Source organism: Ruegeria sp. H8 (assembly GCF_056532905.1).
This window is the reverse complement of record NZ_JBQFNY010000002.1, coordinates 146,587-167,560: the sequence shown is the minus strand read 5'-3', so window position 1 is coordinate 167,560 and position 20,974 is coordinate 146,587. Positions and strand designations below refer to the sequence as shown.

At 58.8% G+C, this 20,974-nt stretch carries 26 protein-coding genes; 10 read left to right on the top strand and 16 right to left on the bottom strand.

Annotated elements, in window-relative coordinates; genetic code table 11:
- Positions 1–34 precede the first annotated feature (34 nt).
- Together ACR0A2_RS07220 and ACR0A2_RS07215 are read right to left on the bottom strand one after the other, a co-directional pair.
- Complete coding sequence (locus tag ACR0A2_RS07220; protein WP_480834584.1) at positions 35–823, bottom strand: SseB family protein; 789 nt, start codon at positions 821–823, stop codon at positions 35–37.
- Positions 816–1,427: a uracil-DNA glycosylase family protein gene (locus ACR0A2_RS07215; protein ID WP_480834583.1), complete on the bottom strand. Its 612-nt coding sequence runs from the start codon at positions 1,425–1,427 to the stop codon at positions 816–818. The genes ACR0A2_RS07220 and ACR0A2_RS07215 overlap by 8 nt, the downstream gene beginning before the upstream one ends.
- Before the next feature lie 224 nt (positions 1,428–1,651).
- Between ACR0A2_RS07215 and ACR0A2_RS07210 the strand changes: the two genes are divergently transcribed.
- Genes ACR0A2_RS07210 through ACR0A2_RS07195 form a run of 4 tightly spaced genes read left to right on the top strand, consistent with a single transcriptional unit; the run spans position 1,652 to position 6,217 of the window.
- Positions 1,652–2,311 carry an ABC transporter ATP-binding protein gene (locus tag ACR0A2_RS07210; RefSeq protein WP_152458943.1) on the top strand — a complete coding sequence of 220 codons (660 nt, stop codon included), beginning with the start codon at positions 1,652–1,654 and terminating at the stop codon, positions 2,309–2,311.
- On the top strand, positions 2,289–3,866 hold the full coding sequence (locus ACR0A2_RS07205; protein ID WP_152458944.1) for a KpsE/RkpR family capsule polysaccharide export protein: 1,578 nt from the start codon (positions 2,289–2,291) through the stop codon (positions 3,864–3,866). The genes ACR0A2_RS07210 and ACR0A2_RS07205 overlap by 23 nt, the downstream gene beginning before the upstream one ends.
- Positions 3,867–3,871: 5 nt before the next feature.
- The gene (gene kdsA / locus ACR0A2_RS07200) at positions 3,872–4,705 is read left to right on the top strand and encodes a 3-deoxy-8-phosphooctulonate synthase (RefSeq protein ID WP_171228967.1); all 834 of its coding nucleotides are present in this window, start codon (positions 3,872–3,874) and stop codon (positions 4,703–4,705) included.
- Between the two features lie 15 nt (positions 4,706–4,720).
- Positions 4,721–6,217 carry a phosphomannomutase/phosphoglucomutase gene (locus ACR0A2_RS07195; protein ID WP_480834582.1) on the top strand — a complete coding sequence of 499 codons (1,497 nt, stop codon included), beginning with the start codon at positions 4,721–4,723 and terminating at the stop codon, positions 6,215–6,217.
- A gap of 47 nt (positions 6,218–6,264) precedes the next feature.
- Here ACR0A2_RS07195 and ACR0A2_RS07190 read toward each other — a convergent pair whose 3' ends face one another.
- Positions 6,265–8,220, bottom strand: a complete 1,956-nt coding sequence (locus ACR0A2_RS07190; RefSeq protein WP_480834581.1) for an AsmA family protein — start codon at positions 8,218–8,220, stop codon at positions 6,265–6,267.
- Positions 8,221–8,314: 94 nt separating this feature from the next.
- On the opposite strand from ACR0A2_RS07190, the gene rimO reads away from it, so the two are divergent.
- Positions 8,315–9,703, top strand: a complete 1,389-nt coding sequence (gene rimO, locus ACR0A2_RS07185) for a 30S ribosomal protein S12 methylthiotransferase RimO (RefSeq protein ID WP_480834580.1) — start codon at positions 8,315–8,317, stop codon at positions 9,701–9,703.
- A gap of 610 nt (positions 9,704–10,313) precedes the next feature.
- Here the strand turns inward: rimO and ACR0A2_RS07180 are convergent.
- Entirely contained in the window at positions 10,314–10,502 is a 189-nt protein-coding gene (locus ACR0A2_RS07180; protein WP_050604769.1) for a hypothetical protein, read from the bottom strand.
- 229 nt (positions 10,503–10,731) lie between these two features.
- Here ACR0A2_RS07180 and ACR0A2_RS07175 point away from each other — a divergent pair, with 229 nt between their 5' ends.
- Positions 10,732–10,974 carry a CDGSH iron-sulfur domain-containing protein gene (locus ACR0A2_RS07175; protein WP_480834579.1) on the top strand — a complete coding sequence of 81 codons (243 nt, stop codon included), beginning with the start codon at positions 10,732–10,734 and terminating at the stop codon, positions 10,972–10,974.
- Here the strand turns inward: ACR0A2_RS07175 and ACR0A2_RS07170 are convergent, their stop codons facing one another.
- The 5 genes from ACR0A2_RS07170 to ACR0A2_RS07150 all read right to left on the bottom strand — a co-directional run bounded on the left by ACR0A2_RS07170 (position 10,975) and on the right by ACR0A2_RS07150 (position 12,912).
- The gene (locus ACR0A2_RS07170) at positions 10,975–11,235 is read right to left on the bottom strand and encodes a DUF6455 family protein (protein ID WP_152458950.1); all 261 of its coding nucleotides are present in this window, start codon (positions 11,233–11,235) and stop codon (positions 10,975–10,977) included.
- Complete coding sequence (locus ACR0A2_RS07165; protein WP_480834578.1) at positions 11,235–11,504, bottom strand: DUF6455 family protein; 270 nt, start codon at positions 11,502–11,504, stop codon at positions 11,235–11,237. The genes ACR0A2_RS07170 and ACR0A2_RS07165 overlap by 1 nt, the downstream gene beginning before the upstream one ends.
- Before the next feature lie 14 nt (positions 11,505–11,518).
- On the bottom strand, positions 11,519–11,770 hold the full coding sequence (locus tag ACR0A2_RS07160; RefSeq protein ID WP_152458952.1) for a DUF6455 family protein: 252 nt from the start codon (positions 11,768–11,770) through the stop codon (positions 11,519–11,521).
- 69 nt (positions 11,771–11,839) lie between these two features.
- The gene (locus ACR0A2_RS07155; protein ID WP_152458953.1) at positions 11,840–12,208 is read right to left on the bottom strand and encodes a YigZ family protein; all 369 of its coding nucleotides are present in this window, start codon (positions 12,206–12,208) and stop codon (positions 11,840–11,842) included.
- The gene (locus tag ACR0A2_RS07150; RefSeq protein ID WP_171118712.1) at positions 12,205–12,912 is read right to left on the bottom strand and encodes a M48 family metallopeptidase; all 708 of its coding nucleotides are present in this window, start codon (positions 12,910–12,912) and stop codon (positions 12,205–12,207) included. The genes ACR0A2_RS07155 and ACR0A2_RS07150 overlap by 4 nt, the downstream gene beginning before the upstream one ends.
- Before the next feature lie 120 nt (positions 12,913–13,032).
- Here ACR0A2_RS07150 and ACR0A2_RS07145 point away from each other — a divergent pair, with 120 nt between their 5' ends.
- Positions 13,033–13,281, top strand: a complete 249-nt coding sequence (locus ACR0A2_RS07145; protein ID WP_170346090.1) for a hypothetical protein — start codon at positions 13,033–13,035, stop codon at positions 13,279–13,281.
- Here the strand turns inward: ACR0A2_RS07145 and ACR0A2_RS07140 are convergent.
- Complete coding sequence (locus ACR0A2_RS07140; RefSeq protein WP_171228976.1) at positions 13,269–13,544, bottom strand: DUF167 domain-containing protein; 276 nt, start codon at positions 13,542–13,544, stop codon at positions 13,269–13,271. The two genes, ACR0A2_RS07145 and ACR0A2_RS07140, sit on opposite strands and share 13 nt — an antisense overlap.
- Before the next feature lie 135 nt (positions 13,545–13,679).
- Between ACR0A2_RS07140 and ACR0A2_RS07135 the strand changes: the two genes are divergently transcribed.
- Together ACR0A2_RS07135 and ACR0A2_RS07130 are read left to right on the top strand one after the other, a co-directional pair.
- Positions 13,680–14,258 carry a nitroreductase family protein gene (locus ACR0A2_RS07135; RefSeq protein WP_480619828.1) on the top strand — a complete coding sequence of 193 codons (579 nt, stop codon included), beginning with the start codon at positions 13,680–13,682 and terminating at the stop codon, positions 14,256–14,258.
- The gene (locus ACR0A2_RS07130) at positions 14,255–14,953 is read left to right on the top strand and encodes an EI24 domain-containing protein (RefSeq protein ID WP_480446038.1); all 699 of its coding nucleotides are present in this window, start codon (positions 14,255–14,257) and stop codon (positions 14,951–14,953) included. Before ACR0A2_RS07135 ends, ACR0A2_RS07130 begins: the two co-directional genes overlap by 4 nt.
- A 6-nt stretch (positions 14,954–14,959) precedes the next feature.
- Here ACR0A2_RS07130 and ACR0A2_RS07125 read toward each other — a convergent pair whose 3' ends face one another.
- Positions 14,960–15,232 carry a DUF1467 family protein gene (locus ACR0A2_RS07125; RefSeq protein ID WP_117867937.1) on the bottom strand — a complete coding sequence of 91 codons (273 nt, stop codon included), beginning with the start codon at positions 15,230–15,232 and terminating at the stop codon, positions 14,960–14,962.
- Between the two features lie 24 nt (positions 15,233–15,256).
- A complete protein-coding gene (gene mce / locus ACR0A2_RS07120) occupies positions 15,257–15,661 on the bottom strand; it encodes a methylmalonyl-CoA epimerase (RefSeq protein WP_170346086.1) in 405 nt (134 codons plus the stop codon).
- 136 nt (positions 15,662–15,797) lie between these two features.
- Between mce and ACR0A2_RS07115 the strand changes: the two genes are divergently transcribed.
- Positions 15,798–16,517 carry a response regulator gene (locus tag ACR0A2_RS07115; RefSeq protein ID WP_171329295.1) on the top strand — a complete coding sequence of 240 codons (720 nt, stop codon included), beginning with the start codon at positions 15,798–15,800 and terminating at the stop codon, positions 16,515–16,517.
- A 194-nt stretch (positions 16,518–16,711) separates the two neighbouring features.
- On the opposite strand, the gene aspS is transcribed toward ACR0A2_RS07115, so the two are convergent.
- From aspS to ACR0A2_RS07095, 4 genes are all read right to left on the bottom strand, one after another.
- Positions 16,712–18,490 (bottom strand): aspartate--tRNA ligase, encoded by a 1,779-nt coding sequence (aspS, locus tag ACR0A2_RS07110; RefSeq protein WP_480834577.1) that lies wholly within the window; start codon positions 18,488–18,490, stop codon positions 16,712–16,714.
- A gap of 77 nt (positions 18,491–18,567) precedes the next feature.
- Entirely contained in the window at positions 18,568–19,239 is a 672-nt protein-coding gene (locus ACR0A2_RS07105) for a CPBP family intramembrane glutamic endopeptidase (protein WP_480834576.1), read from the bottom strand.
- Positions 19,236–19,883: an aminotransferase class IV family protein gene (locus ACR0A2_RS07100; RefSeq protein ID WP_480834575.1), complete on the bottom strand. Its 648-nt coding sequence runs from the start codon at positions 19,881–19,883 to the stop codon at positions 19,236–19,238. The genes ACR0A2_RS07105 and ACR0A2_RS07100 overlap by 4 nt, the downstream gene beginning before the upstream one ends.
- Positions 19,838–20,965: an aminodeoxychorismate synthase component I gene (locus ACR0A2_RS07095; protein WP_480834841.1), complete on the bottom strand. Its 1,128-nt coding sequence runs from the start codon at positions 20,963–20,965 to the stop codon at positions 19,838–19,840. Before ACR0A2_RS07095 ends, ACR0A2_RS07100 begins: the two co-directional genes overlap by 46 nt.
- Positions 20,966–20,974: the final 9 nt, after the last annotated feature.

Here is a 20,974-nt window from a genome sequence, read left to right as displayed (position 1 = left end):
GTGCAGCTTGCGCCGCGTGTTTGCGTTTGGATGGTTATTTCAGAATGGGTGGGTTGTCAGGATTGCTGCCGGGGGCTTCGCGGACCGTTTCGGCAATTTGCGGCTGGGGCAGATCAAACCGAAGGCCCACCTTGGCCAACAGCGCGGCGGCGGCCTCGCTTGCGGTGAAAAACCCGACATCCATCGCGCCTGCCTCGATCCCGGAAAAGGTCAGCGCCTCGGACGCGGCCTTGGCCAAAGCGGGCTCGGCCCCCTCGATCGCATCGACAAATCCCAACAGATGGCCCTGCGCGCCCGATTTGGACTTGGTGGCAACCAGATAGGCTGCGCTGGCAAGTCCGCCCGCCGTCGCTAGTTTCGTATCCAGCGCGGTCAGCAGGTTCTGCGGCAGACCGGCAGGGGGTAAAAACTCGGCAAGCTCTTCCTCGACCTCTTGCGGGCTGTGCTGCAACGTTTCAGCTAACCATTCCAAGGCTTCCGCCGGGACCAGCATAGAAGATGGCGCAGTCTCCAGGTTCAGACCAAGCCCGATGCCCTGCCCCGACAGCATCCCCGAAAGCACCCGCCCCGACAGCGCCACATAAGGCACGGGCCGCCCGGCAAACTGCGCCAGCCGGTCCTCACGATCAAAAGCCAGAACAAAGCGCCCGTCAGCCACATCGAACAATTCGGGCGAGATATTCTCGTCCCGCGCTTCTTCGGTCAGCATCAGAAACAGCTCGCTATCGGCAAGCCGTTCAAAGAAACGCAGACGGGCGGCATCACTTGTCGGGTCCGCCTGCATCGCGGCATGCGCGGTGTCCAACGCCGTGGATTCAGTCATTCAGCACCTCTTGGACCCGTGTACGCAAAACAGGCAGCAGTTCAGCCTCGAACCACGGGTTTTTCTTCAACCATGCCGTATTGCGCCAGGACGGGTGAGGCAAGGCAAAGACCCGCGGCGCATGGTCCCGCCAATTGCGGACGGTGTCCGTAACCGACCCGCGCGCGCCAAGATGAAACTTGTGTGCATGACCTCCGACCAAAACGGTCAGCGGCACACGCCCCAGGTCCTGCATCACCCGGTCATGCCAGGTCTTGCGGCAAATCGCAGGTGGCGGAAGATCAGCATTGCGCGCATCATATCCAGGAAAGCAGAACGCCATCGGTACGATCGAAACACGGTCGCGATCATAAAAAACCGACTCACCAATCCCCAGCCAGTGCCGCAGCCTGTCGCCGGACGGGTCGGTGAAGGGCCGCCCCGACTCGTGCACACGGGCGCCCGGTGCCTGCCCCGCGACAAGGATCGGTGTTCCGGGGCGGAACCAGACCACCGGGCGCGGCTCGTGTGCGGTTTCTGTTTGCGCGAACCTGTCGGCACACAAGCGGCAGGCGCGGATTTCCTGACGTAACGCGTTCATCTGATCGTGAAGGCCCTTGCCCATCCAGTCTGTTGTTGGCTGCCAAAACAGATAATAACGACCTGACGCGGCACCAAGTCACCGATAACCTTTGCTGCACCCAATCAGACATTCATGCGCGCAACCGGACCGCATTGATCATTTGTTTCATAATTCGACATAATGTAGCCAACATGGGACGGTAAAAAATACCCTTTCTGGCCGCCCGCAAGTGCGACAACACGAACGAAACGAGCAGCAGACCCCGAATGCTAGAATTCGACAACGTCAGCAAATCCTTCTGGACCGGAACGCGCCGCAAGGTGATTCTGGATCGGGTCTCGTTTCGGGTCGAACTGGGCACCTCACTGGGCGTTCTGGCCCCGAACGGAACCGGAAAAACCACGTTGATCAACATGATGGCCGGCCTGGAGAAACCCGACGAAGGCGTGGTCCGTCGCGAATGCCGGGTTTCTTTCCCCATGGGGTTCACCGGTGGCGTGTCGGGAAAACTGTCAGCGCTTGAGAACGCGCGCTACATCGCCAAGATCTACGGTATGGACCCCGACTATATCGAGGCCTACTGCAAATGGCTCTGCGGTCTGGGCGAATATTTCGACCAGCCCCTTGCCACTTACTCCTCTGGGATGAGGGCGCGTTTCACCTTTTCTTTGATGCTGGCGCTGGACTTTGACATGTATCTCATCGACGAAGGGATGCCGGCAACAACAGATGTCGAATTCAACGAAAAGGCAGGGGCGATCCTGAAGGAAAGGTTGCGCACGACGACTTTGGTGATCGTATCGCACAGCCCGTCCGTGTTGGAGAAATTCGCCCAGAAAGCGGCCGTACTTCTGGACGGGCAATTGTATATGTTTGACTCCTTGGAAGAGGCAAAGCAGCTTTATGACTACGAAACCCAAGGTTAGAAAATACAACTGGCGCCGCAGACGCCAGACGGAAAGTTCGGCCGAGGCGCGATCGGACGCCATCTCGCGTATTCGCAACGCGACGCAGGGCCCCGAGGCCGCCGGCGAAGCGCAGCCCGGCACGCAGCTGGATGACATCAAGCGCGAAGGCCTGACGGGCCGTCAATTGCGTATCGCACGACGTCTGGCGCAGAAACACGGTCTGGCCGCGACGTCGGACTATGACGCGGTGCGATTGCTGCGCAAAAAGGGCATCGACCCCTTCCAGCGCACCAATCTTCTGGACCTTGCCGCCGCAAGGCCGTCGGACGAGGGTGACAAACCCAAGGACAGGATCAACGTTCAACTGCCGCAGGCCATGGGTGCAGAGAAAACAAACCTGCCCGGGCCCGAGCTCAGCCCGGCTGAGCGGCGCAATTTTGAAATTGGCCAAATCCAAAAAGACATCGCCCGTCGTCGCAAGCGTAAATTGTTTGGACTGTTTGCGCGTCTGGCGGCCTTTGTGTTCCTGCCGACCTTCATTGTCGGCTTCTATTTCTACCGCATCGCCACGCCGATGTATGCCAGCGATTCCGAATTCCTGATCCTGCAAGCGGATGGCGGACCGGGCAATATCGGCGGTCTTCTTGCCGGTACGCAATTCGCCACCACGCAGGATTCGATCTCGGTTCAGTCCTTCCTGGAGTCGAAAGAAGCTTTGCTGTTGCTGGACCGCGATGCCGGGTTTTCTGATGTCTTCAAGCAGGAATGGATCGACCCGATTCAAAGACTGGCGCCGGACGCCTCGCTTGAAGACGCCTATAAGCTGTTCAAACGCATGATCACCATCGGCTATGACCCGACCGAAGGGGTCATTCGGATGGAGGTTGCCGCCCCCGACGCGCAGACATCGACCGAATTTTCCGAGCGCCTGATCTCTTATGCCGAAGACAGGGTTAATGCCTTGTCCGGAAAAAAACGTGAAGACCAGATGCGCGACGCGCTGCAAAGTTTCGAAGCGGCGCAGGAAGCGCGCAGGCAGGCTCAGGAAGAGTTGATCGAGCTTCAGCTTCAGGGCGCGGTTCTTGACCCCGAAAACGTCATTGCCAGCCTGCGAGCCCGCATCAACGAAATCGAAATACTGGTTCAGGACAAAGAGCTTGAGCTCGCCGCGCTTCAGGACAACCTGCGCCCGAACAAGGCAAAGGTTGATGGCGTCAAGGCAGATATCGCCCGTCTGGAAAAGGTTCTGAGAGAACTGAATGCCGAGATGCAGGATGCCTCGGACGGCGAAAACTCGCTGGCGCGGCTGAGCGTGCGTATCCAGATCGCGCAGGCGGACTTGGCGGCGCGTGACATGATGCTGCAAACGGCAATGCAGCAAATGGAAGCGACCCGGTCCGAAGCCAACCGGCAGGTGCGCTATCTGACCGTCTCGGTCAACCCCGTTCCCAGTCAGGAACCCAGTTATCCGCGCAAGTTCGAAAATACGATTTTGGCATTCCTGTTGTTTGCTGGTATCTACCTGATGATCTCGCTTACCGCGTCGGTCCTTCGTGAACAGGTATCCTCATAAAACTCATGAAACATGTTAAAATCTCCGACCTGACAGTCGGCAACGACCTTCCGCTGACCATCATAGCTGGGCCATGTCAGCTTGAAACGGCAGACCATGCGCAGATGATTGCGGGCAAAATGAAAGAAGCCTGCGACGCAGCCGGGGCGCAATACGTCTTCAAGGCGTCTTATGACAAGGCGAACCGGACATCCCTGTCGGGCAAGCGTGGCATGGGCATCGATGCGGGGCTGAAGGTACTGGATGACATCCGCAAAACGATGGGTATCCCGGTTCTGACCGATGTTCATACCGAAGCGCAATGCGCCATCGCCGCCGAGGCGGTGGACGTTCTGCAAATTCCGGCATTCCTGTGCCGTCAGACGGACATGCTGCTGGCGGCCGGTAACACCGGCAAAGCGGTCAATGTGAAAAAGGGGCAATTCCTTGCACCTTGGGAAATGACCAACATCGTCGACAAAATCGAAAGTACCGGGAATCAGAATATCCTGCTGACCGAACGTGGCACCTCATTTGGCTACAACACGCTGGTTGCCGATATGCGTGCGCTGCCCCAAATGGCGAAAACCGGGTATCCGGTGGTGATGGACGCCACCCATTCCGTGCAGCAACCCGGAGGCAAGGGCGGGTCTTCGGGCGGACAACGCGAATTTGCACCGGTAATGGCCCGCGCCGCCGTTTCTCTGGGTGTTGGGGCCGTGTTCATCGAAACCCATCAGGACCCGGACTCGGCCCCATCGGACGGGCCAAATATGATCCCGCTCGACCAGATGCCCCAACTTGTTGACACATTGATGCGATTTGATGCGCTTGCTAAAGCGAATCCGATACAGATTTAACGATTGAGACTTGTTATGATCAAACCCCTCACCGAGGTAACACCCAACAGCTGGAACTTTCTGCGCGACGCGATGATCACGCCCACCGGGTTCCGTGAATACGATGCCCGTTGGAAATATCCTGAAGAGATCAACCTGCCCGGCATGACCGCACTTGGGCTGGGGCTTGGCACACAGATGCACAGGCGCGGGATCGAGCCTGTGATCGCAGTCGGCAACGACTATCGCGACTATTCACTGGCGATCAAGAATGCCCTGATGCTGGGCCTGATGCAGGCTGGTATCCGTGTCAAAGACATCGGCCCGGCCCTCAGCCCCATGGCCTATTTTGCGCAGTTCCATCTGGATGTGCCCGCAGTGGCCATGGTCACCGCCAGCCACAACCCGAACGGCTGGACCGGGGTCAAAATGGGATTTGACCGCCCGCTGACCCATGGCCCGGATGAAATGTCGGAACTGCGGGACATCGTACTGAACGGCGAGGGCGTCGCGCGCGAAGGCGGCTCGTACGAGTTCGTCGATGGCGTCAAAGAGGCCTATATCGACGATCTGGTCGGCGATTTCAAAATGTCCCGCCCGCTGAAAGTGGTTTGCGCAACCGGGAATGGTACGGCTTCGGCCTTTGCGCCCGAGATTTTCGAACGGATCGGGGTTGAGCTCGTGCCCAGCCATAACCGGCTGGACTATACGTTCCCCAACTACAACCCGAACCCGGAAGCCATGGAGATGTTGCACGACATGGCCGCCACGGTGAAATCCAGCGGTGCCGATCTGGCGCTTGGGTTTGACGGTGACGGAGACCGCTGCGGCGTCGTCGATGATGAGGGTGAGGAGATCTTTGCCGACAAGGTTGGCGTGATCATGGCGCGTGATCTGGCCAAACTTCATCCCGGATCGACCTTTGTGGCCGATGTCAAATCCACCGGTCTGTTTGCCAGCGACCCCGAGTTACAGGCACTGGGTGTCAAAGCCGATTACTGGAAGACCGGCCACAGCCACATGAAGCGCCGCGTCAAGGAAATCGGGGCACTGGCAGGGTTCGAAAAATCAGGCCACTACTTTTTGGCCGAACCGATCGGGCGTGGATACGACTGTGGAATGCGTGTCGCAGTCGAAATCTGCAAACTGATGGACCGCAACCCGGGCAAAAGCATGTCGGACCTGCGCAAGGCCCTGCCCAAGACCTGGTCCACCCCCACGATGTCGCCCCACGCCGCCGATACCGAGAAATATGAAATCCTTCAGCGGCTGGTCGACAAGCTGGTCGCCAAGGGAGATGCGGGCGAAACACTCGCTGGCCGCGCAATCAAAGAAGTGGTCACGGTGAACGGCGCACGCGTGATTCTGGACAACGGAAGCTGGGGCCTGGTGCGGGCTTCGTCCAATACCCCCAATCTGGTCGTCGTCTGTGAAAGCAGCGAAAGCGAGGCTGAGATGCGCGCCATCTTCGCGGACATTGACGCCGTCATCCGAACCGAGCCCGGTGTCGGCGATTACGACCAAACCATCTGAACACAACTGCTTGGGGCATATCACGATGCCCCAAGCACGATGGTTGCTCAGTCGCCGCCGAATAATTTAAGCAGACCTTTTTTTGCCTCTTCTTCAAGTTTATTCTTGATGGCGTCTTCGATCTGATCACTGTCGGTGATCGTCGTATCCAATTCGTTGCCGACCTTTTCAAAAACCTTCTGTTTGGCGTCGTCTTCCAGTTCCTTGACCTTCACATCCGCGGCCGCCTCGATCACCTTGGTCAGGTCCGGCTTGATCGCCGGATCGCTCCAGGGGCCTTTGATGTGAACGGGAACCGATATCCCCTGCCCGGAATTGGCACGCAGCGCCACGGGCGTGAACAGATAGTCGATGTTGCGAGCCCCCAGATCCACTGTACCGGTGCCATCTGCGCGGAAATTCTTCAGTGACATGAGCAGGTCGCTGTTCGTCAACACGCCCTGGTCGATGGTGAAACTGGCCGTCAGGCTGTTGAACACGGTGGTTCCGCCTGATCCGGTGCCCTGCCCCATCAATCGGTCCAGATCGAGCCCGGAAATCACTCCGGGACCGACATCCAAGTTTCCCTTGCCGCTGAGGGACCGCATGATCTGATCCTCGGATTGGCCGACGCCCAGAAACTCAAACGCTCCCGCAGCGGTTCCCGACAGGCGTTTGACCCCGGCCATCGTGGTCAGTGCCTGTTTCAGATCGATCCCGGTGGCGGTCACGTTGCCGCCGACAGACAGGCCGTTGCGGTTGTTGGCCACCACCTGACCGTGCAACTGACCCGCAAACAGCGTGGCCGGGTGCATTTCCAGAACGGCCCGCGACCGATCCAGCAACAGGGTCAGATCGCTTTTGCCGAACGTCATCCCGGGCACGGCGATCGAGTTCGCCGTCAGGCGGATCTTACCGTTCGCCAATGCCAGAGCAGACGCGTCGATAGGGTCCTTCGACCACCCCTCAGGTGCAGGAGCGTTTGCCTGAGACGTACCGCCTGAGGCAGAAGCGGTTTCGGAAATCCGCGACAGATCCAAATCACCGGCTTCCAGACGGGCCACGATACGCGGCGGGTCCGAGATGGTGATATCCGCCTCGCCCACAAACCGGTTGTCATCCAATTGCGCAACCATGTTCCGCATGGAAATCCGACCGTCCTGCGTATACGTCATATGCGCTGAAATGTCGGCGATTTTGCCCAATCCGGGCGGTACGGATGTGCCAGCCTGACCGAAGGCGGCAAGCATCCTTTCCGTGTCCCGAGTCACCACATTGGTCGTTCCATCCATTTCACCCGTAAGATTGACGCGTCCTTCAAATCCGATCTCGCCGCCCGGAGCCGTCAACGCCAGTTCCAGATCAGTCACTGACCCGGCCGCAAAAGCCGGTAAATCCGGGATTTTCAGATCAACCTGAACCGCACCTCCGGGCACTGGCATGGCGGCCTCCATCACCAACGGGGCCGTCACCTCGGGCCAGCTTGTAGATAGTGTCACGCCCGAGAAGTCCATCTGCGTGACGCCATTTTCCACGTAAATCAGCCGTGCATTTGTCAGCTCCAGTTGATCCAGCGTGACCTGCCCCGATGGTTCAGCGGGCGTGGTGCCCCCGGTCGTGGCCGCAGTTGTCGCTGTTGTCGGGGTGCTCAATTCCCAATTGCCGCGCCCATCGGATCGTTCCAACCGCAACACGGGATTGTTTGCAAAAACACGTTTGATCCGCAGATCCCCGTTCAACAGCCCGGCAGCGTCCACCCCGACGGCCAGGCTATCCGCGCTGAGCATCGGCTCCGGTCCGGCCCAGCTTGCGTTGCCGAAACGCACCGGCCCGGTCTCCATCCCGACCACCGGCCAGAAGGATATGCGCACATCGCCGGTCAGTGTCAGATCCCTCCCGGTCTGCGCCTTGACCTGCTCGGCCAGAATCGCGGCGAGCTTCTCCCCCGGCATCAGCAACAGCGCGCCGATGATCAACGCGACCACGGCCACAACAATAAACAGGATGCGCATCAGCCATTTCATAGTCTGCTCTCCGCCTTTTGGCTTGTCATTGCCGTGATCATTCAAATCACACGTCACATTTGCAAGGGGAAGCTTTCCCCACTATATGCCGCGCATGACGACAAACCCGCCAAACCTCCGCCCCGACCTGGCGCCTGCTGCCCGGATCACCGAGACGCCCCAATCAAACCAGCCGACCATCGGTATGGTGTCCTTGGGCTGCCCAAAGGCGTTGGTCGACAGTGAACGCATTCTGACCCGGCTGCGTGCCGAAGGATACGGCATTTCGCCAGATTATGCCGGGGCCGATGCCGTCATTGTGAACACCTGCGGGTTCCTTGACAGCGCCAAGGCGGAATCGCTGGACGCGATCGGAGAGGCGCTGGTGGAAAACGGCAAGGTCATCGTAACCGGCTGTCTGGGCGCAGAACCGGATTACATTCGCGAGCATCACCCCCGCATCATGGCTGTCACCGGCCCGCACCAATACGAGCAGGTGCTGGATGCGGTGCACGCCGCCGTGCCACCCGACCCTGATCCGTTCGTGGACCTGTTACCCGCCAGCAGCGTGCAGTTGACGCCGCGCCATTACAGCTATCTGAAAATTTCCGAGGGCTGCAACCACAAGTGCAAGTTCTGCATCATCCCCGACATGCGCGGAAAGCTGGCCAGCCGCCCCGCGCATGCGGTTCTGCGCGAGGCGGAAAAGCTGGTCGACAATGGCGTGCGTGAATTGCTGGTGATTTCGCAGGACACCTCGGCCTACGGGCTGGACCGCAAATACGATGTGAACCCTTGGAAAGACGGTGAAGTACGCAGCCATATCACCGATCTGGCGCGTGAACTGGGGCAGTTGGATGCCTGGGTGCGGCTGCACTATGTGTATCCCTATCCGCATGTGCGGGACCTGATTCCGCTGATGGCGGATGCCGGGTGCAACGTGCTGCCTTATCTGGATATCCCGTTTCAACACGCCCACCCGGACGTTCTGAAACGCATGGCACGCCCGGCCGCGTCGGCCAGAACGCTGGATGAAATCAAGGCCTGGCGCGCGATCTGCCCGGGTATCACCCTGCGATCGACCTTTATCGTCGGCTATCCGGGCGAGACCGAAGACGAATTTCAGACCCTGCTGGACTGGATGGACGAGGCACAACTGGATCGTGTCGGGTGTTTTCAGTATGAAAACGTGGATGGCGCGCGCTCGAACGACCTGCCCGATCACGTTCCGGCCGAAATCAAGCAGGAACGCTGGGATCGCTTCATGGAAAAGGCTCAGGCGATCTCGGAGGCCAAGTTGCAGGCGAAGGTCGGACAGACGCTTGAGGTGATCGTGGACGAGGTCGACGACGAGGCCGCCACCTGCCGCACCAAGGCAGACGCGCCCGAGATCGACGGCAACCTGTTCATCGATGAAGGGTTCGAAAACCTCAGGCCCGGTGACATCGTCACGGTCGAAGTGGACGAGGCCGGAGAATACGATTTGTGGGGTAAGCCCGTCTAAGGTCTGACACCGCGGTCGAGCACACGGCATATGGGCAAAGCGTGAACCGAGTTTACTGGCCGAACACGCGGTCAGACCCGATCTTGGACTGAAAGCCAATCATGGAGGTTTTCATGTCTCGTATCTTCAAGCTTGGCCTGAATTGCGTGGTTTTCCTGATCGCTGCGCATTTCGTGGCCACCCCCGGTTACGCCCAGCCTACACAGGTCGGCTCTGCCGGATTCATTACGGTTGGCGGCAAACATCTAAGCTTTCACAAAAAACGGCCGTCACAAGATAAACCGGTATTACGTGGCCCCGAAGGCCAAGTCACATGTCAAGCGGCCCAAGGCGCATATCAAAAAGCCGGCCCCTGTTTATCGATACACCGCTCCCAAACGGCGTGTCCTCAGGCATATCCCCTATGGGTCGGTCAAGCGACAGAAATTCAAGTCATTCAAGTTCAAGCATACCTACGGCCTCAAAAGGCACTAAACAGGGTTCGCGCAACGCGAAGAACGCAACCTATCCGATAGCCGCGAAATCGCAGGCAAGAAAAAACCGCCACAACTGGTGACGGTTTTTCCCGAAAGCGTACAGGCGGTCCGGGTCCGGGCCGCCTGCGAATGGCTTACTGAGTGATTGGGTCACAGACCGTCTGGCCAGCCTCGGTTGTGGCCAATTGATAACCACCCGGACAGCTGGGTGTGCCGGCTTTGTCATAGCTGGGCTGAACGTAAACAGGTGTCGGTTCTTCCTGCTGCGCACAGGCAGTCAGGATCAGTGCAAATGCGCCAACGGCAGCGAGTTTCAGTTTCATGTCCGTCAATCCTTTATTACTTTTCTGATATTGCCCAGCTTTTCGGGGCCAAGTTAAGAATACGGGCTGAACGACAATCTGGCAACTGAATCGATCACGTCTTCGTGAGTCACAGCGAATCCATGCCAATCCAATGACGCAATGATGTTCTTTGAGGCGTAAAACCTATCCTTCTGACTCCGGCGCCCTAAATTGTTGCAGCGAATTCAGCCAAAGACGGAGAAGCCACATGTCAAACGCACCCATCATTGCCCTAAAATCGCCCTTTCCGGTCGAGGTCGTCGAAGGGAAAACCTATTTCTGGTGCGCCTGCGGCAAATCCAGCCGCCAGCCGTTTTGCGACGGATCGCACAAAGGCACCGGGTCAGAGCCCGTGAAATATACGGCGGAAAGCAGCAAAAAGGTCTTCTTTTGCGGGTGCAAACACAGTTCGAAACCGCCTTTGTGCGACGGAACACACAACGGGCTTTGATCAGGTTTTCAACCCATTCAGTATCTCGGCATTGGGGCAAAAATCCGGGGCAGTGGTCGCTGTGCCCTGTTGCCGGGCAAGCCAAAACTCGCATTGCACATCACATCCGGCAGCGCGGCACCGTGTGACAAGTTCAGCGTATTTTTCGGGTGAAAGACGTCCTTCGGCCATCGCTTCGGTCATTGAAATGCCCATGCAGCGCGACACCGAGCGTGTAAGCCAAAAGTGCTTTTCGATTTCCCCCAACGCGACCTGAGACATCAAGCGTTCTCCACCTGCTTGGTTTTGAGGGCGGCAAAGTACTTGCGATTCGGGCATGTCGACGGCGCCAGTTCAACCTGCTCGTGCCGTTCCAACCATTCCGGGCAGTCCTTGGCCCAAGAACAGCCGCGACACTGCTGCACGATTTCAGCCCATTCTTCCTGTTTCAGATGACCTTTCCGATAGGCTGCGGCCAAGTCGGTTCCGGTTGCTTGCCCCATACGCAACACCAAGCGCAGATGGGTCATGATTTCGCCCAGATGTGTCATGGCAGACCTTTGTGTCAAGGCAGGAGATTGTGAAGCAATTCCTGATTTCGGCAGTATTCGGGCGTCCGCCGAGCAGATCCGGGATCGTTCAGCAAACTCTTGCAGTGATCCGGGTTCGGGCAGTCGGTACAGCGCAAAACAGCATCAGAGATCTGGTCCACGGAAACGGAACCATCAATGGCGGCTTCCTCAAGATCAATGTCCAGCATTCTGGCCATATCGTCCACCAATCCGGCATGCAGCCGCAGGGTCTCGTGGGTGGGCATGCTGTTTCCTTTCGCTTTCACGCTGTGTCCAAAGGGTAGCGCATCCGCGAAGGCAAACATTGACTCAGGTCAAGATTGGACGCCGATGTGATCCAGATAGGCCCGCGTGGCATCCTGAACACGGCGAAAGCGGTCCCCGCCCAATTTCTTGCCCCCATACCAGCGCGTCACGACTATTAAGTGATTTTTCAGCCCGGCGCGTTCGATCATCCGAAGGATCACCATGCCCGCGCCGCTTTCCCCGTCGTCAGCTTTCAACGCGCCGGTCGGCAAAGTCGCAGCCCAGGTGTTGTGCGTAGCCTTGGCATAGCTCTTGTCGGATTTCAAATCGTTCAGAACCGCGTCGATTTCAGCCCGCGTCGTGACCTGCGCCCCAGACACCGCGTATTTCGAGCCGCGATCCGTCAGGACGACACCCAGGCATGTGAGTCGGCTCATTGGGACAAACCCAATTGCTCTGCTGTTTCCCGCACGATCTGCACACGTTGTGCATTTGGTGGGTGGGTTCCCAAAAACCTGTCACCGGGATCCGGGATGCGATCAAAGAACCTTGCCCCGACCAACGGATTGTATCCCGCATTATACGTGATGATGGTTCCCAACTGGTCTGCCTCCAGCTCAAAGTCTTTCACATAAGCCTGAACGCCGACCTGCGCGCCCAGCTTTTGCGCCTCTTCAATGGCGGCGGCGTCCCCGCCGCGCAACTCTGCCACCCGCCCGAACTCAGCCGCGCTGGCGCTGGCGATTTCACTCTGCCTGGCGATGTGCCCCAACACGTGGTGGGCTGCTTCATGCCCCATGACAAACGCCAGTTCATCCGCGTTCTGGGTGGATTCGATCATCGAGCGGGTGAATATGATCACCGGCTGCTTGTTTTCATCCAGCGTCTGGAATGCATTGACCGAAGCCTGTGGGTTCAAGTCGACAAGAATCCGAAAGTCGCAATTCTGCCCGGTCGTCTGTTTCAGACACTGTCTGCGGGCTTCCGCCCCAACGGCCCGACTGACCTCTCGGAAGGTTTGCACCATCGGTTCGGCCTCAGGCTCATCCCCCCGCCATTCCTCGGCGGGTTGGACGCGCAAGGCCCCCTCTCCACATGCCGCAAGCAGCAGGGACAGCAAAAAAACAAACCATCTGTGCATGTCATATCCTTTGAGACCGAATGGCCGTGATTTCAACATAGTACGCCCGTGCCGGCGAAACCACACCGCCGGTTCAACGAACGGCTTGCATTGCGCCCCGGCGGCTTGCACTCTGGCCTCATGTTTACGATTGAGCATGAATTCGACTCGACGGTCATTACGCTTGTGGACGAAGGTGAACAACCTTTGCAGGAAGATGTGGTGATCAACAATTTCGCGGAATGCGTCACGCTGGAACAACTTGATCCCCGCACCGATCAAATACAGAAGATCACGTTGTCGCCCGAGCAGGTGCGGGATCTGGCGGCCGCGCTGGATCTGCCCGAAGGTGTTTATCAAATCCGCGAAACCGGACCTCAGGGGTCATAGGAAAAAAGCTTGATCCGTGCGGCTTGCCCCTGCTTCAGCGTCAGGGTCGAGGGCGCGACGCCAAGACATTCTGCAAGCAGCAACTGCACGGCCCTGTTGGCCTTGCCGTTTTCCGGCGGGGCCGTAACGGATACCTTGATCTGACCGTCTTCGACGCTCACCCGATCGCGGGCCGCCTTGGGCGTCACCTTCAGTTTGAAAACGGCCCCGGCCTGCGCCATCGCGCTGAGATCCGGCAGATCGCGCAGTTTGGGTTTCGCCATTGTCTCCTCTTTTTTCTCAAAGTCTTGCACGAAGCACGTCGTAATGAAATTGATCCAAGCAATCCATTGGCGTGCCCTTGAAACGGGCAGAATACCGACCAAGATACAGAGTCCCGATGTAAAGGAAGTTAACATATGTCCCTGAAAAACCCCGCCGCTCTGGAGTTTTTGCAGTCGCGCCGGTCCCGGCCGGCCAAGACACTGGTTGCTCCGGCCCCAACCCGGGAAGAGTTGCTGCCGTTGCTGACGGCCGCAGCCCGCAGCCCCGATCACGGCAAACTGGAGCCCTGGCGATTTATCGTTCTGGAAAAGGGCGCGATGCCACGCCTGGCAACCCTGACAGAGGCCTGCGGACAAAGGCTGAACAAAAGCGCGGAAGACATCGCCAAGGCGCGCAGCCAGTTCGATATGGGGCATCTGGCCGTCGCGGTCATCGAGGTTCGCAAACAATCCGAAAAGATTCCGGCCATCGAACAATCCTACTCTGCTGGCGCGGTCTGTCTGGCGCTGCTGAATGCCGCGCTGGCTGCGGGCTGGGGCGCCAATTGGCTGTCGGGTTGGCAAACACATGATCGCGAATTCTGTGTCGATGCTTTCGGGCTTGCCGAAAACGAACGCGTGGCCGGTTTGATTCATATCGCCACCGAGGGAGCGACCCCTCCGGAACGCCCCCGGCCCGACGTGGCCGCGTTGACAGAGTGGGTTACGGAATGATCATCCTGAACGCCTTTTTCAGCGCACTTGGCCAGACCGGAGACCCCAGGTTTCGCGCCGTATTGCTGCGCGGCGTGGGTCTGACCATTCTGCTGCTGGTTCTGGCCTGTGCAGGTGCGATCTGGTTGATCAACTGGCTGTCAGGCAGCGAAATCTCACTGCCGTTTGTGGGGGCTGTGCCGTGGCTGAACGACGTTCTGAACTATTCCGGTATCGTGCTCGTCCTGATCCTGCCCGTTTTTCTGATGGTGCCGGTCGCGTCGGCCATCACCTCGATCTTTCTGGACGAGGTGGCACAGGCGGTTGAGGACAAGCATTTTCCGGCGTTGCCGCCCGCACAGCGCATCCCGGCCTCAGAGGCGCTTATGGACGGTCTCAGCTTCCTTGGCGTTCTGATTGTGGCAAACCTGCTGGCGCTGATCCTCTATGCGATTTTCACCCCGCTTGCGCCTTTCATCTTCTGGGCGATGAACGGATTTTTGCTGGGGCGTGAATACTTTACCCTTGCCGCGATGCGAAGGATCGGGCGCGATGGCGCGCGCAAGCTGCGGGCCAAACATTCAACGACGATCTGGGTGGCGGGCACATTGATGGCCATTCCGCTTTCAGTGCCGCTGGTGAACCTGGTGATCCCGATCATCGGGGCCGCCACGTTCACCCATATCTATCATGCCTTGTCAGGCCAAAAGGCCTGACGGGGATTACCTTGGCTCCAACTGGTTCAGCCAGTCGAAATCCCGCACCGAGATCACGCCCGACAGGATGATTCCAGCGATGATCGCCCACAGAACCACAGAGATACCGGTGGTGATCCACATCTTTCTTTTCATGTGATGCACTTCCGGCGCGCCCGCATGCGTGCCGGGAACGATGTCACCCAGATCGCCCTGGGTTTTGATGCGAATGGGCAGCACCACCAACAACGTCATGAACCAGATGACGGCAAACAACACCAGCGCGGCAGTAATGGTCATTTCAGGCCCTCCGGGGCTGGGGGATTATACCTGCTCCAGCTCGACCAGGCAGCCATTGAAATCCTTGGGGTGCAGAAACAGAACCGGTTTACCATGCGCACCGATCTTGGGCTCACCTGATCCCAGAACACGGGCTCCGGTCGCTTTCAGATGATCACGGGCAGCGATGATATCCTCGACCTCGTAACACACATGGTGGATGCCGCCGGCCGGGTTCTTTTCCAAAAACCCGTTGATCGGGCTGTCATCACCCAGCGGATACAGAAGTTCGATCTTGGTGTTGGGCAGTTCAATGAACACGACCGTGACACCATGATCCGGCTCGTCCTGCGGCGCGCCGACTTTGGCGCCCAGCGCGTTACGGTATTGCTCGGACGCCGCCTCAAGATCCGGTACGGCGATGGCGACGTGGTTCAGACGTCCAATCATGTCTCACTCCTGCTGTCCTGCGTTGCATGGGTTATGGGGGCTGATCCGCCAAAGGACAAGTGCGCCAAATCGCGCGTTAACGTCGTGTTAGCCAGAAGTTCCTAGCGTGAAGCATCTGCTGCATAGGAGAGCCGCCATGGACGATTCGGGCCTACTTGCCACCACCACCGCCGCGCCCACCGCGACTCGACCCTTGCTGGGTCAAACCATATTGGTTGTCGAAGACAGCCGGTACGCTTGCGATGCCATCCGCCTGATGTGCCTACACAGCGGCGCGCGCATTCGCCGTGCGGATTGCCTGAAATCGGCCCGAAGGCACCTACAGATCTATCGGCCTTCGGTCATCCTGGTCGATATGGGCCTGCCGGACGGTTCCGGCGCCGAACTGATCGCCGAATTGGCCGAGGCCACGCCCCGTATCAGTGTCATCATGGGCCTTTCGGGCGATGACGGCAGCGAAGACATGGCTCTGGCGGCCGGCGCGGATGGTTTTTTGTCCAAGCCGCTAAAATCAATGTCACATTTTCAAAAATCCATTCTGGAACGCCTGCCAGAGGACCGGCGGCCCAGCGGGCTTCATGCCGTGCGCGATGAAATCATTCGCCCGGACCCTCTGGCCTATCAGGACGACATGGCCCATATCGCTGATGTGCTCGCTGGTCCCAACGATCACCGTACATTGGACTACGCCGCACAGTTCCTGCACGGCGTCGCGCGCGAGGCAAATGACAGGCCCTTGGCGGAAGCAGCGCGAAAGCTGGCATTGTCACGCGCAAACGGGACGCCGATCATGGCGCAGGCGGCGCAGGTTGCGGGGATGGTGCAGAACCGACTGGAACAGCGAGAGGCGATCTGAAATGGTGACAGCCTATTTTATCACTGCAACCCTTTTGTGCATCTGGCTGTACCGCCAAACACGGCAGGCCGCGCGTTCCATCCGCGTCAACCGAACCAATCTGAAAGACCCGCTGGACTGACACAGACTGCCTGCGTGCAAAAAAAACCGCCTGCGGCAAGCGGGCGGTTTTTACTGGTCCTAAGGGATATTTTTTACTGGTCCTGAGGGATAATGCGAAGACCCAGCTCCATCAACTGATCCGAGGTCGGGTCCGAAGGTGCGTCCATCATCAGATCTTCGGCGCGCTGGTTCATCGGGAACATCATGACTTCGCGGATATTGGCCTCATCTGCCAGCAACATCACGATCCGGTCGATACCAGCCGCGCATCCACCGTGTGGCGGGGCGCCGTAGTGGAAGGCATTGAACAGGGCACCAAAGCGGGATTTCACTTCATCCTCGCCATAGCCTGCCAGTTCAAAGGCTTTCAGCATGATTTCCGGCTTGTGGTTCCGGATCGCGCCTGAAACCAGCTCGTACCCGTTGCACGCCAGATCATACTGGTAGCCGCGCACATCCAGCGGGTTGCCCTTCAACGCCTCCATACCGCCCTGCGGCATCGAGAACGGGTTGTGTTCGAAATCGATCGCGCCGGTTTCCTCGTCCTGTTCATAGATCGGGAAATCGACGATCCAGGCAAAAGCAAAACGGTCTTTTTCGGTCAGGTTCAATTCCTCACCGATCATGTCACGCGCCTTGCCGGCAACCTTTTCAAAGGTTTTTGGCTTGCCACCCAGGAAGAAGGCTGCATCGCCGACACCCAGACCCAGTTGCTGACGGATTGCCTCGGTGCGTTCGGGGCCGATGTTCTTGGCCAGCGGTCCTGCAGCCTCCATCCCCTCACCCTGATCGCGCCAGAAGATATAGCCCATGCCCGGCAGGCCCTCTTTCTGGGCAAAGGCGTTCATGCGGTCGCAGAACTTGCGGCTGCCGCCGCCCGGCGCGGGGATCGCGCGGATCTCGGTGCCTTCCTGTTCAAGCAGCTTGGCGAAGATCGCGAAACCGGAACCGCGGAAATGCTCGGATACAACCTGCATCTTGATGGGGTTCCGCAGGTCCGGCTTGTCGGTGCCGTACCACAGCGCCGCGTCCTTGTAGGAAATTTGCGGCCAGTCCTGATCAACCTTTCGACCGCCGCCAAATTCTTCGAACACGCCGGTCAGAACAGGTTGAATGACGTCGAACACGTCCTGCTGCTCGACAAAGGACATCTCGAGATCCAGCTGGTAGAAGTCGGTGGGCGACCTGTCTGCCCGTGGATCTTCGTCCCGGAAACAGGGTGCAATCTGGAAATACTTGTCGAAGCCTGACACCATGATCAGCTGCTTGAACTGCTGCGGGGCTTGCGGCAACGCATAGAATTTGCCCGGATGCAGGCGCGAAGGCACCAGAAAGTCGCGCGCGCCTTCGGGTGACGAGGCGGTGATGATCGGCGTCTGATACTCGCGAAAGCCCTGATCCCACATCCGTTTGCGCATGGACGCAACCACGTCCGAGCGCAGGGTCATGTTCCGTTGCATCGCCTCGCGGCGCAGGTCCAGATAGCGATAGCGCAGGCGGGTTTCCTCGGGGTATTCCTGATCGCCGAAGACCATCAGCGGCAATTCGTCGGCGGCCCCCAGAACTTCCAGTTCGCGTACGTAAACCTCGATCTCGCCGGTGGGCAGTTTCGGGTTCACCAGGTCCGGGTCACGGGCTTTGACGGTGCCGTCGATACGGATGCACCATTCGGACCGCACCTTTTCAAGCTCGGCAAAGGCGGCGCTGTCGCCGTCGCACAGGATCTGGGTTACGCCGAAATGGTCGCGAAGATCGATGAACAGCACGCCCCCATGATCTCGAACCCGATGCACCCAACCGGACAGGCGAACGGTTTCTCCAACATTGGCGGCGGTCAAGGCGGCGCAGGTGTGGCTGCGATAGGCGTGCATGGAATATCCCTTCGGGCGCAGAATTCGTCGCGCCGATACACCCTGTCAGCCCCGGAAAGTCAAGGCGGGTTGCCCCTTCAAAACGGCCTTTGCACATTGCCCGAGTAGAAATATACGCCCAGCCCCACCACAAAAATGATATTGCCCGCAATCGCGTGCAGCAACACCGCATAGAAGAATGACCCACGCTGCCGGTAGGCCCATGTGAACAGCAGGCCGCCGGCGAATGTCATCAGTGCGACGATCCAGCTCCAGTACATCAGGTGCGCGAACGAGAATATGGCCGCGTTAAGCAGATAGGCCGCACGCCCATCCGGCAGGATCGCGTGATAGCGGCGAAAGAACAGAGGGCGGAACAGCAGCTCTTGCGGCAGCGCTGACAAAAGTGGATAGCCGACCCAGATGAAGGCCAGCATTTCGGGGCGCTGCACAAGCAGGAAGAACGCGGCATCCGGGCGCGTGATCTGAATCAGACCAACACAAAAGGCAGTCACGATGGCAGAGAACAAAGCCACCTCGCGCAGGGTCCAGTTGGCCCAGTCATGACGAAGCTCGGCCCATTGAAACCCGGGCGTCCGGTGCAGCAGCACGATACCAAGCCCGGTCAGCGCAAACAGCGCCGGAAACATCCAGTTCGGAGGTAAAAGAACAGCGATCAGCAGCGGCAAGCCAATATAGAACAGGCCAAATTCAAGCCGCAGCCGTCGCAATGCAACCGGCGGTCCGATCATCATGCTGTTTTTTGTCACCCGTCTATCAGCTCCACCTCGATCAGTCCGCGCAGTGAATTTCCGATCTGCACAGTTTGCGCATTTTTCAGGTCGGTCAAGGTCAGCACGGCTTCGGTGACTGCTTTGTTTTCCAGCAGTTCTTCGCGCAGTATCCCCGGCAAGAGCCCACAGGACAAAGCGGGCGTCAGAACCCGGCCATCAGGCATTTCCAGAAACAGGTTCGTGATGGTGCCTTCACAAAGCTCATCCAGTTCATTCAGAAACAACAGTTCGTCCACCCCCTCGGGCAGCGTTGCGCGCGCGGAATCATAGAGCGCACGGCGCGTGGTCTTGTGACGCAACCACAGGTCATTTGAAGCCAGACGCTGATCCGACAGAGCGACGCGCCAGGTTCTGGGATTGTCCACCAGTTCGCCGGTCGACAGATCGAACGAGCCCGACACATCCAGCGTAAGGCGGCAACGCAGCGGGGTGTCACAAGCAGCGCCATTCAGTCGGGCGGTCGCTTCATCGGGGTTGAAAGGAATCTCGAACACCCGCGCAGTACGGGCCATTCGTGCAAGATGGCGGTCCAGCCTGACAAAGCCCTGATCCGGGCGGAAGGCCAGTGTTTCAATCAGGCTGAAATCAGGTTCAGCTGGCGGGCGAAGCGGGCTTTCCATAACGCCTCCTCATACTCTGACGGGGCGGTGCTGTCCCAAACGACACCGCCGCCTACGTTCAGAGTGGCCTGATCATCCTCAAGCATCAAGGTGCGGATGGCCACGTTGAACTCGGACCGACCATCCGGCGCGGCCCAGCCAATCGTCCCGCAATAGATGTCGCGCGCCCATGGCTCCAGTTCCGCCAGAATTTCCATCGCGCGGATCTTGGGGGCTCCGGTGATCGACCCGCAGGGAAACAGTGCTGTCAGTATTTCACCCAACCCCACGCATTTGTGCAGCTGCGCCCGCACCAGCGAGACCATCTGATGTACGGTGGCATAGGTTTCCACCCGGAACAGGTCAGGCACATGAACGGATCCGGGCAGCGCGACGCGGCTGATATCGTTGCGCAGCAAATCAACAATCATCAGGTTCTCGGCCCGATTCTTTTCGTCCGCGCTCAGAAAAGCCCGGCGGCGCGCATCCTCATCCGGGTCTTCACTGCGCGGTTGCGTGCCCTTCATCGGCCGGGTTTCGATCCTCCCACCCTCATCGGTGCGGAAAAACAACTCCGGCGAGCGGCTGAGCAGATCGGGCAGCCCATCCTGTTGCACCAGTGCTCCGTGGCCCACCGGCTGCCCCGCCGCCAGCGCGGCATAGAGCGTTTCGCTGTTGCCCGAGACGGTCAGATCAATCGGAAAGGTCAGGTTGGCCTGATAGATGTCGCCGGCACCAATGGCGTCATGCACGGCGCTGAAGGCCTTGCCGTATCGCGCTTCATCCCATCGCGGCCGGAATGCGCCCACTTCGCCCGCAGGCGACGGAAGGGCGACCCGATCCGGTGCATCATAGACCCCAAAGCACAACAAAGGCAGGCGTCGTTCTTCCGGCAAAAGACCATTGAGCCGGGGTTCAAGCGCATAGCCCAGCTCGTAACTGGCATACCCTGCAAGCCAGGCACCACCTGCGCGCGCCTCGTCCAGTGCCGCCAGAGCCTGGGGCACGTCCTCCGCCACATCCGCGCGGATCACTTGAGACGGACGCTGAAACCGGGTTCCTCGCCCAGCCGGTCCCTGATCGAAACGAATACGCACTTGCATCCTCATTTG

Excerpts from the sequence above, each read along its gene's own strand:
- ACR0A2_RS07210 (WP_152458943.1), top strand. The coding sequence starts at position 1,652 with ATGCTAGAATTCGACAACGTCAGCAAATCCTTCTGGACCGGAACGCGC.
- ACR0A2_RS07125 (WP_117867937.1), bottom strand. The coding sequence starts at position 15,232 with ATGACCATTACTGCCGCGCTGGTGTTGTTTGCCGTCATCTGGTTCATG.
- ACR0A2_RS07180 (WP_050604769.1), bottom strand. The coding sequence starts at position 10,502 with ATGAAACTGAAACTCGCTGCCGTTGGCGCATTTGCACTGATCCTGACT.
- ACR0A2_RS07135 (WP_480619828.1), top strand. The coding sequence starts at position 13,680 with ATGTCCCTGAAAAACCCCGCCGCTCTGGAGTTTTTGCAGTCGCGCCGG.
- kdsA (WP_171228967.1), top strand. The coding sequence starts at position 3,872 with ATGAAACATGTTAAAATCTCCGACCTGACAGTCGGCAACGACCTTCCG.
- ACR0A2_RS07215 (WP_480834583.1), bottom strand. The coding sequence starts at position 1,427 with ATGGGCAAGGGCCTTCACGATCAGATGAACGCGTTACGTCAGGAAATC.
- ACR0A2_RS07155 (WP_152458953.1), bottom strand. The coding sequence starts at position 12,208 with ATGAGCCGACTCACATGCCTGGGTGTCGTCCTGACGGATCGCGGCTCG.
- ACR0A2_RS07175 (WP_480834579.1), top strand. The coding sequence starts at position 10,732 with ATGTCAAACGCACCCATCATTGCCCTAAAATCGCCCTTTCCGGTCGAG.
- ACR0A2_RS07115 (WP_171329295.1), top strand. The coding sequence starts at position 15,798 with ATGGACGATTCGGGCCTACTTGCCACCACCACCGCCGCGCCCACCGCG.
- ACR0A2_RS07095 (WP_480834841.1), bottom strand. The coding sequence starts at position 20,965 with ATGCAAGTGCGTATTCGTTTCGATCAGGGACCGGCTGGGCGAGGAACC.
- ACR0A2_RS07130 (WP_480446038.1), top strand. The coding sequence starts at position 14,255 with ATGATCATCCTGAACGCCTTTTTCAGCGCACTTGGCCAGACCGGAGAC.
- ACR0A2_RS07205 (WP_152458944.1), top strand. The coding sequence starts at position 2,289 with ATGACTACGAAACCCAAGGTTAGAAAATACAACTGGCGCCGCAGACGC.
- mce (WP_170346086.1), bottom strand. The coding sequence starts at position 15,661 with ATGATTGGACGTCTGAACCACGTCGCCATCGCCGTACCGGATCTTGAG.
- ACR0A2_RS07190 (WP_480834581.1), bottom strand. The coding sequence starts at position 8,220 with ATGAAATGGCTGATGCGCATCCTGTTTATTGTTGTGGCCGTGGTCGCG.
- ACR0A2_RS07160 (WP_152458952.1), bottom strand. The coding sequence starts at position 11,770 with ATGCCCACCCACGAGACCCTGCGGCTGCATGCCGGATTGGTGGACGAT.
- ACR0A2_RS07150 (WP_171118712.1), bottom strand. The coding sequence starts at position 12,912 with ATGCACAGATGGTTTGTTTTTTTGCTGTCCCTGCTGCTTGCGGCATGT.
- ACR0A2_RS07100 (WP_480834575.1), bottom strand. The coding sequence starts at position 19,883 with ATGGAAAGCCCGCTTCGCCCGCCAGCTGAACCTGATTTCAGCCTGATT.
- rimO (WP_480834580.1), top strand. The coding sequence starts at position 8,315 with ATGACGACAAACCCGCCAAACCTCCGCCCCGACCTGGCGCCTGCTGCC.
- aspS (WP_480834577.1), bottom strand. The coding sequence starts at position 18,490 with ATGCACGCCTATCGCAGCCACACCTGCGCCGCCTTGACCGCCGCCAAT.
- ACR0A2_RS07220 (WP_480834584.1), bottom strand. The coding sequence starts at position 823 with ATGACTGAATCCACGGCGTTGGACACCGCGCATGCCGCGATGCAGGCG.
- ACR0A2_RS07195 (WP_480834582.1), top strand. The coding sequence starts at position 4,721 with ATGATCAAACCCCTCACCGAGGTAACACCCAACAGCTGGAACTTTCTG.
- ACR0A2_RS07145 (WP_170346090.1), top strand. The coding sequence starts at position 13,033 with ATGTTTACGATTGAGCATGAATTCGACTCGACGGTCATTACGCTTGTG.
- ACR0A2_RS07170 (WP_152458950.1), bottom strand. The coding sequence starts at position 11,235 with ATGTCTCAGGTCGCGTTGGGGGAAATCGAAAAGCACTTTTGGCTTACA.
- ACR0A2_RS07165 (WP_480834578.1), bottom strand. The coding sequence starts at position 11,504 with ATGACACATCTGGGCGAAATCATGACCCATCTGCGCTTGGTGTTGCGT.
- ACR0A2_RS07140 (WP_171228976.1), bottom strand. The coding sequence starts at position 13,544 with ATGGCGAAACCCAAACTGCGCGATCTGCCGGATCTCAGCGCGATGGCG.